The sequence below is a fragment of the Streptomyces sp. NPDC001732 genome (assembly GCF_053596315.1).
On the sequence record NZ_JBSFFY010000007.1, the window covers coordinates 235491 to 241493 of the forward strand.

Annotated in this window: 7 protein-coding genes; 6 read left to right on the forward strand and 1 reads right to left on the reverse strand. The window is 71.2% G+C overall.

Annotated features, from left to right (window positions below):
• Positions 1 to 90 precede the first annotated feature (90 nt).
• The 5 genes from ACWCXX_RS10995 (at position 91) to proC (ending at position 3681) form a co-directional block, all read left to right on the forward strand.
• Positions 91 to 447, forward strand: coding sequence for an SH3 domain-containing protein (locus ACWCXX_RS10995; RefSeq protein ID WP_451126018.1), 357 nt, complete (start codon positions 91 to 93; stop codon positions 445 to 447).
• Between the two features lie 181 nt (positions 448 to 628).
• Entirely contained in the window at positions 629 to 1180 is a 552-nt protein-coding gene (locus tag ACWCXX_RS11000; RefSeq protein WP_451126019.1) for a hypothetical protein, read from the forward strand.
• Between the two features lie 97 nt (positions 1181 to 1277).
• Positions 1278 to 2045 carry an ABC transporter ATP-binding protein gene (locus ACWCXX_RS11005; protein WP_451126020.1) on the forward strand — a complete coding sequence of 256 codons (768 nt, stop codon included), beginning with the start codon at positions 1278 to 1280 and terminating at the stop codon, positions 2043 to 2045.
• Positions 2042 to 2779 (forward strand): ABC transporter permease, encoded by a 738-nt coding sequence (locus tag ACWCXX_RS11010; RefSeq protein ID WP_451126021.1) that lies wholly within the window; start codon positions 2042 to 2044, stop codon positions 2777 to 2779. Before ACWCXX_RS11005 ends, ACWCXX_RS11010 begins: the two co-directional genes overlap by 4 nt.
• A gap of 92 nt (positions 2780 to 2871) precedes the next feature.
• Positions 2872 to 3681 carry a pyrroline-5-carboxylate reductase gene (proC, locus tag ACWCXX_RS11015; RefSeq protein WP_451126022.1) on the forward strand — a complete coding sequence of 270 codons (810 nt, stop codon included), beginning with the start codon at positions 2872 to 2874 and terminating at the stop codon, positions 3679 to 3681.
• Positions 3682 to 3739: 58 nt separating this feature from the next.
• Here the strand turns inward: proC and ACWCXX_RS11020 are convergent, their stop codons facing one another.
• Entirely contained in the window at positions 3740 to 4330 is a 591-nt protein-coding gene (locus ACWCXX_RS11020; protein WP_451126023.1) for a cysteine hydrolase family protein, read from the reverse strand.
• 74 nt (positions 4331 to 4404) lie between these two features.
• On the opposite strand from ACWCXX_RS11020, the gene ACWCXX_RS11025 reads away from it, so the two are divergent.
• Entirely contained in the window at positions 4405 to 5418 is a 1014-nt protein-coding gene (locus ACWCXX_RS11025; RefSeq protein WP_451126024.1) for a GlxA family transcriptional regulator, read from the forward strand.
• Positions 5419 to 6003 lie beyond the last annotated feature (585 nt).

Genomic DNA, 6003 nt, shown 5'->3' on the forward strand with positions numbered 1-6003 from the left:
ACGCACGGAGCCTAGTCGATGGTGCGTGCGATCCGGGTGGGGCTATGTAGCCTGCGCGTCGTACACCGTCTCTCAACGGGGGAGGGCCGCATGGCCATGGAAGAGCACACCGAGAACACCACTGCCACCGACGACGTCACCGAGGACGCGCAGGCGCTCGCGGAGAGCGAGGACGTGGCGGCGGCCGGGTCCGACGACGTCACCAGGTACCCGATCGCGCCCGGCTACCGCGTCAACGTCCGCCGGGGACCGGGCACCAAGTACGGGATCGTCAGGACCCTCCCGTACGGAATGCGGGTCCCGGTCTACTGCCAGAAGCCGGGGGAGCGGGTCACCGGCCCGTACGGCACCTCGAACCTCTGGGACAACATCGCCAACGGCCAGTTCGTGGCGGACGTCTACGTCCACACCGGCAGCGACGGCTACATCGCCCCGCGCTGCGACTGACGAGGAACAACCGACGGGGAACAGCCGACGAGGACGGAGAACGGGGGACGGGCCGCGGGGCTCCAGGACCAGGACCGGGACCAGGGCCGGGACCGCGACCGGAGCCGGGCGGCGCGGCCGTGACGGGGATCGCGGTCTCCGTCACGGCCGGAGCGGCGACGGCACGGGGATAATCGACCCCGTGAGCGAGAACAGCGAAGCCCCCGGTTCCGGCACCACGCCCGGCAGCACCGTGCCCGGCTCCACCCCCGGCCCGCAGCCCGAGCCCCTGCGCTTCTTCGGCACGACCTGGGTCGACCACAGCGGGGGCTACGGGCTGCGACGCGTCGGGGTCTCGATCGGCTCCCTGGTCGCCGCGGTCGCCGCCTGCTTCGTGCTCCGCTTCGCCTACCAGGGGCTGGAGATCGCCGACGTGGGCGGCTTCGTCGGGATGCTGGTCGTCCTGATGTTCGCCATCTGCAGCGCCATCGCCTTCCGCAAGACGTGGGAAGGGTTCAGCCGCCGCCCCGCCGATCCGGTGCGCGAGGCCAATCTGCGCGGCCTCAAGACGATCGGCTTCGTCGGCTCGCTGGTCGCGTACTTCCTCCGCACCTTCCGGGAGGCGCCGGGCGAGCGGCTGCACCGCACGGAGTACGAGACGGCCCTGGCCCGTTACGAGAAGCGCCGCTCGGCCCGCACCGGGAACCCGGCGGCCCGCAAGAACACCAAGGGCAAACGCCCCAGGCGCAAGTGACCCCGGCCCCGGCCCCGGGCAATCCCGGGTCCCGCCCCGCGCCTTCCCGCGTCCTTCGTCCTTGACGGGCGGATGAGCCGGGAGAGAAGTTCATCGCATGATGAATTCTTCGGGCGTCGCCGTCGAGGCCCGTGGCCTCACCGTCGTACGAGGCAACCGCACCGTCCTGCGCGGCCTCGACTTCACCGTCCGGCCCGGCAGGGTCACCGGCCTCCTCGGCCCCTCCGGCTGCGGCAAATCCACCCTGATGCGTGCCGTCGTCGGCACCCAGGCCAAGGCCACCGGCACCCTCCTCGTGCTCGGCAGCCCCGCGGGCCACCCCGCCCTCCGCCCGCGCGTGGGGTACGTCACCCAGGACCCCTCGGTCTACACCGACCTGACCGTCCGGCAGAACCTCGACTACTTCGCGGCGATCCTCCGGCCGGGCCGCCGGCACCGGGACGCCCGCCGCGCCGACGTCACGCACGCCCTCACCGAGGTCGATCTGGCCGACCGCGCCGACGCCCTCGCCGGCACCCTCTCCGGCGGCCAGCTCGCCCGCGTCTCCCTGGCCGTCGCTCTGCTCGGCGCCCCGGAACTCCTGGTCCTCGACGAACCGACCGTGGGCCTGGACCCGGTGCTCCGCCGCGACCTGTGGAACCTCTTCCACCGCCTCGCCGCAGAACGCGGCACCACCCTCCTCGTCTCCTCCCACGTCATGGACGAGGCCGAACGCTGCCACCGGCTGCTCCTCATGCGCGAGGGCGCGATCCTCGCCGACGGCACCCCCGGGGCACTGCGCACCGCCGCCCGCGCCGACACCGTCGAAGAGGCGTTCCTCCACCTGGTCGACCGCGCCGCCACCCGTCAGGAGACCGCCGAATGAGCCCGGCCCGTACCCTCGCCACCGCCGCCCGGGTCCTGCGCCAACTGACCCACGACCCCCGCACCGTCGTACTGCTGCTCCTGATCCCGGTCCTGATGATCACGCTGCTCCGGTACGTGTTCGACGGCAGCCCCGGCGCCTTCGACGCCATCGGCGCCTCGCTCCTCGGCATCTTCCCGCTGATCACGATGTTCCTGGTGACCTCGATCGCCACCCTGCGCGAACGCACCTCCGGCACCCTCGAACGCCTCCTCGCGATGCCGCTCGGCAAGGGCGACCTGATCGCCGGCTACGCCCTCGCGTTCGGCGCCGTCGCGATCCTCCAGTCCCTGCTGGCCACCGGGGTCTCCCTCTGGGCACTCGGCCTGGACGTCACCGGCTCCCCGTGGCTGCTGCTCCTCGTCGCCCTGCTCGACGCCCTCCTCGGCACGGCCCTGGGCCTGTTCGTCTCCGCCTTCGCCGCGTCCGAGTTCCAGGCCGTCCAGTTCATGCCCGCCGTGATCTTCCCGCAGCTCCTGCTCTGCGGACTCTTCGTCCCGCGCGACCGGATGGCCCCCGCCCTGGAAGCCCTCTCGAACGTGCTGCCCATGTCGTACGCGGTCGACGGCATGAACGAGGTCCTCCACCACACCGACGTCACCGGCGACTTCGTCCGCGACGTCGTGGTCGTCGCGGGCTGCGCCGTCCTCGTCCTCGCCCTCGGCGCCGCCACCCTCCGCCGTCGCACGGCCTGAACCGGCCCGGTGCGAGGATGACGGGCGACGGCACGACACACCGTCGGCACGACGCACCGAGATCCGCGAGCACCGCCCGGAGGGTGAACCACATGACCCAGACAGTTGCAGTCCTCGGCACCGGAAAGATCGGCGAGGCCCTGCTCAGCGGCATGATCCGGGCAGGCTGGCGCCCGACGAACCTGCTGGTCACCACCCGCCGCTCCGAGCGCGCCGAGGAACTCCACAACCGCTACGGCGTCGAGTCCGTCACCAACGCCGAGGCCGCCGCCCGTGCCGACATCCTCATCCTCGCGGTCAAGCCCCAGGACATGGGCCGGCTCCTCGACGAACTCGCCCCGCACGTCACCGCCGACCGCCTGGTCGTCAGCGCCGCCGCGGGCATCACGACCGCCTTCATCGAGGACCGTCTCGCCGCGGGGATCCCGGTCGTGCGCGTCATGCCGAACACCCCCGTCCTCGTCGACGAGGGCATGTCCGTCATCTCCGCGGGCAGCCACGCCACCACCAACCACCTCGACGCCGCCGAGTCGATCTTCGGTGGCGTCGGCAAGACCCTCCGCGTCCCCGAGTCCCAGCAGGACGCGGCGACCGCCCTCTCCGGCTCCGGCCCCGCCTACTTCTACTTCCTCGTCGAGGCGATGACCGACGCGGGCATCCTGCTCGGCCTGCCCCGCGCCCAGGCCCACGAACTGATCGTCCAGGCCGCCATCGGCGCCGCCGTCATGCTCCGCGACAGCGGCGAGCACCCGGTCAAGCTCCGCGAGGCCGTCACCAGCCCGGCCGGCACCACCATCAGCGCCATCCGCGAACTGGAGAACCACGGCGTACGCGCCGCCCTCATCGCCGCCCTCGAAGCCGCCCGCGACCGCAGCCGCGAACTCGCCTCCGGCAACGGCTGACGGGCTGCCCGGGGCCCTGCCCCCTTTTCCCTCTACCCGTGCTCCCCGCCCCGTGGCCCTATCCGCGCCCCGCGGCCTCGATCAGCTCCGTGCTGCTCACCACCTTCGCGAACCCACCGCCGTGCAACGACACGGCGGTGGCCCGCGCCAACTCGTCCGCGCTCTGCGACCAGCCCCACGGCCCGGTCAGGTCGAAGGTGTGCGTCGCGTCCAGCGGGACGAACACCTCGTACCCGAGGTTCCCGCCCATCCGGGCCGTCGTCTCGACGCACATGTTGGTCTGGATCCCGATCACCACGAACTGCCGGATCCCGCTCCGGTCCAGCCACTCCTTGAGGTCCGGCGTCCCGTAGAAGGCGGAATTCACGCTCTTCGTCAGCAGAAGCTCGGGCCCGCCGCCCTTCCCGCGCCGCTCCTCCACGTACTCCTTGAAGTCGTTCCCCGACTGCCCCACCCGCAACGGCGAATTCGGCTTGAGCGAGTCGTGCCGCACGAACACCACCGGCCGCCCGCTCGACTGCCAGGCGTCGATCAGCCCCGCGATGTTCCCGTCGGCCCCAGGATTGTTCCGCGCACCCCAGAACTCCTCGTCCTCGAAGCCCCGCTGTACGTCCACCACGATCAGTGCCGCGTTCTCCGTGATCTCCATGACCACGATCCTGCCCGGCCCCGCCGCCGCGTCCCAGAGGTCGGAAAGCCATCGATCGATGGTTTACTGCCACGGTGACCGTGCCCCGCCCCACACCCACCCGCATCGCGCTCGTCTCCTTCCCCGGCATCCGTGCCTTCGACGTCTCGGTCGTCACGGAGGTCTGGGGCGTCGACCGCACAGACCGCGGCGTACCGCCCTTCGACCTGCGCCGCACCGCCGCCGAGCCGGACCCCATTCCGCTGCGCGGCGGGCTCTCCCTCGCTCCGGACCGCACCCTCGCCTGGCTCGCCCGCGCCGACCTGGTGGTCGTCCCCGGCCTCGACGACCACGTGACCCCGGCCCCGGCACCGGTCCTCGAAGCGCTGCGCCGGGCCCATGCGCGGGGCACTCCCGTCGCGGCCCTGTGCGGCGGGGCGTTCACCCTCGCCCAGGCCGGTCTCCTCGACGGCCGCCGGGCGGTCACCCACTGGAACCTCGCCGAACTGCTCCGCGCCCGCCACCCCCGCGTGACCGTCTCCCAGGACGCACTCTTCGTCCAGGAGGACAACATCTGGACGGCGGCGGGCACCGCGGCCGGCATCGACCTCTGCCTCCATCTCGTCCGTACGTTCCACGGCGCCGAGACCGCCGCGACGATCGCCCGCTCGATGGTCACGGCCCCGTTCCGCACCGGCACCCAGGCACAGTTCATCGAGCAGCCCACGCCCCGGGCCGACCGCGACGCCGACACCCTCGCCGAGGTACGGGCCTTCGCCCTGGCCCATCTGGCCGAGCCCCACACGGTCGCCGACCTCGCCGCCCGCGCCGGCATGTCCCCCCGCTCCTTCGCCCGCCACTTCCAGGCCGGCACCGGTACGACCCCCCTGCGCTGGCTGATCACCCAACGCGTCGCCGCGGCCCAGAAGCTCCTGGAACGCACCGACCTCCCCCTCCCCGAGGTGGCCCGCCGCACCGGCTTCGGCAGCGAGGTCACCATGCGCCAGCACTTCGCCACCCACCTCTCCACCAGCCCCCGCGCCTACCGTCTGGCCTTCCATCAGGACTCGACCCGATCCGGGGTTGACACGGCATGCCCCGATCCGTAGTGTGCTCCGAGTTGTCCGACGTGAGCACCGACTCCGGTCGGCCCCGGACAACCATCCCGCAGTAACCACATTTGGTCGGCGACATCTGTCGTGGGACTTTCTGTGCGCATTTGCGGAATGAGGAATCCGCGTTCGAAGGAACGCAGTCCCGATTGGTGTCGGGGCCGGGGATTCCGCTAAAGTCTCACTCGTCGGAACGGCCCAACGGCCGGGAAGACAAATCCCGCTGACTGGGAATCAGGCCCGAAAGGATCTGGTAGAGTCGGAGCCGCCGGAAAGGGAAACGCGGAAGCGCGGAACTTGAAGGTGGATCCCGGTCCGGCCGGGAATCGGGCCCGGAAGGGTCTGATAGAGTCGGAAACGCAAGACCGGAGGGAAAAGCCCGGAGGAAAGCCCGCGAGGGTGAGTACGAAGGAAGCGTCCGTTCCTTGAGAACTCAACAGCGTGCCAAAAGTCAACGCCAGATATGTTGATACCCCGGCCTGCCCCTGGCAGGTTGGAGGTTCCTTTGAAAGCCCTGCACGCCCCCTTCGGGGTGCGGGCAGGCAATTACACAGCGAGGACGCTGTGGACGACCGGTCCTAT

What these genes read in the sequence shown, in the direction of transcription:
- ACWCXX_RS10995 (WP_451126018.1), top strand. Translation starts at nt 91, where the DNA reads ATGGCCATGGAAGAGCACACCGAGAACACCACTGCCACCGACGACGTC.
- ACWCXX_RS11005 (WP_451126020.1), top strand. Translation starts at nt 1,278, where the DNA reads ATGATGAATTCTTCGGGCGTCGCCGTCGAGGCCCGTGGCCTCACCGTC.
- ACWCXX_RS11010 (WP_451126021.1), top strand. Translation starts at nt 2,042, where the DNA reads ATGAGCCCGGCCCGTACCCTCGCCACCGCCGCCCGGGTCCTGCGCCAA.
- proC (WP_451126022.1), top strand. Translation starts at nt 2,872, where the DNA reads ATGACCCAGACAGTTGCAGTCCTCGGCACCGGAAAGATCGGCGAGGCC.
- ACWCXX_RS11020 (WP_451126023.1), bottom strand. Translation starts at nt 4,330, where the DNA reads ATGGAGATCACGGAGAACGCGGCACTGATCGTGGTGGACGTACAGCGG.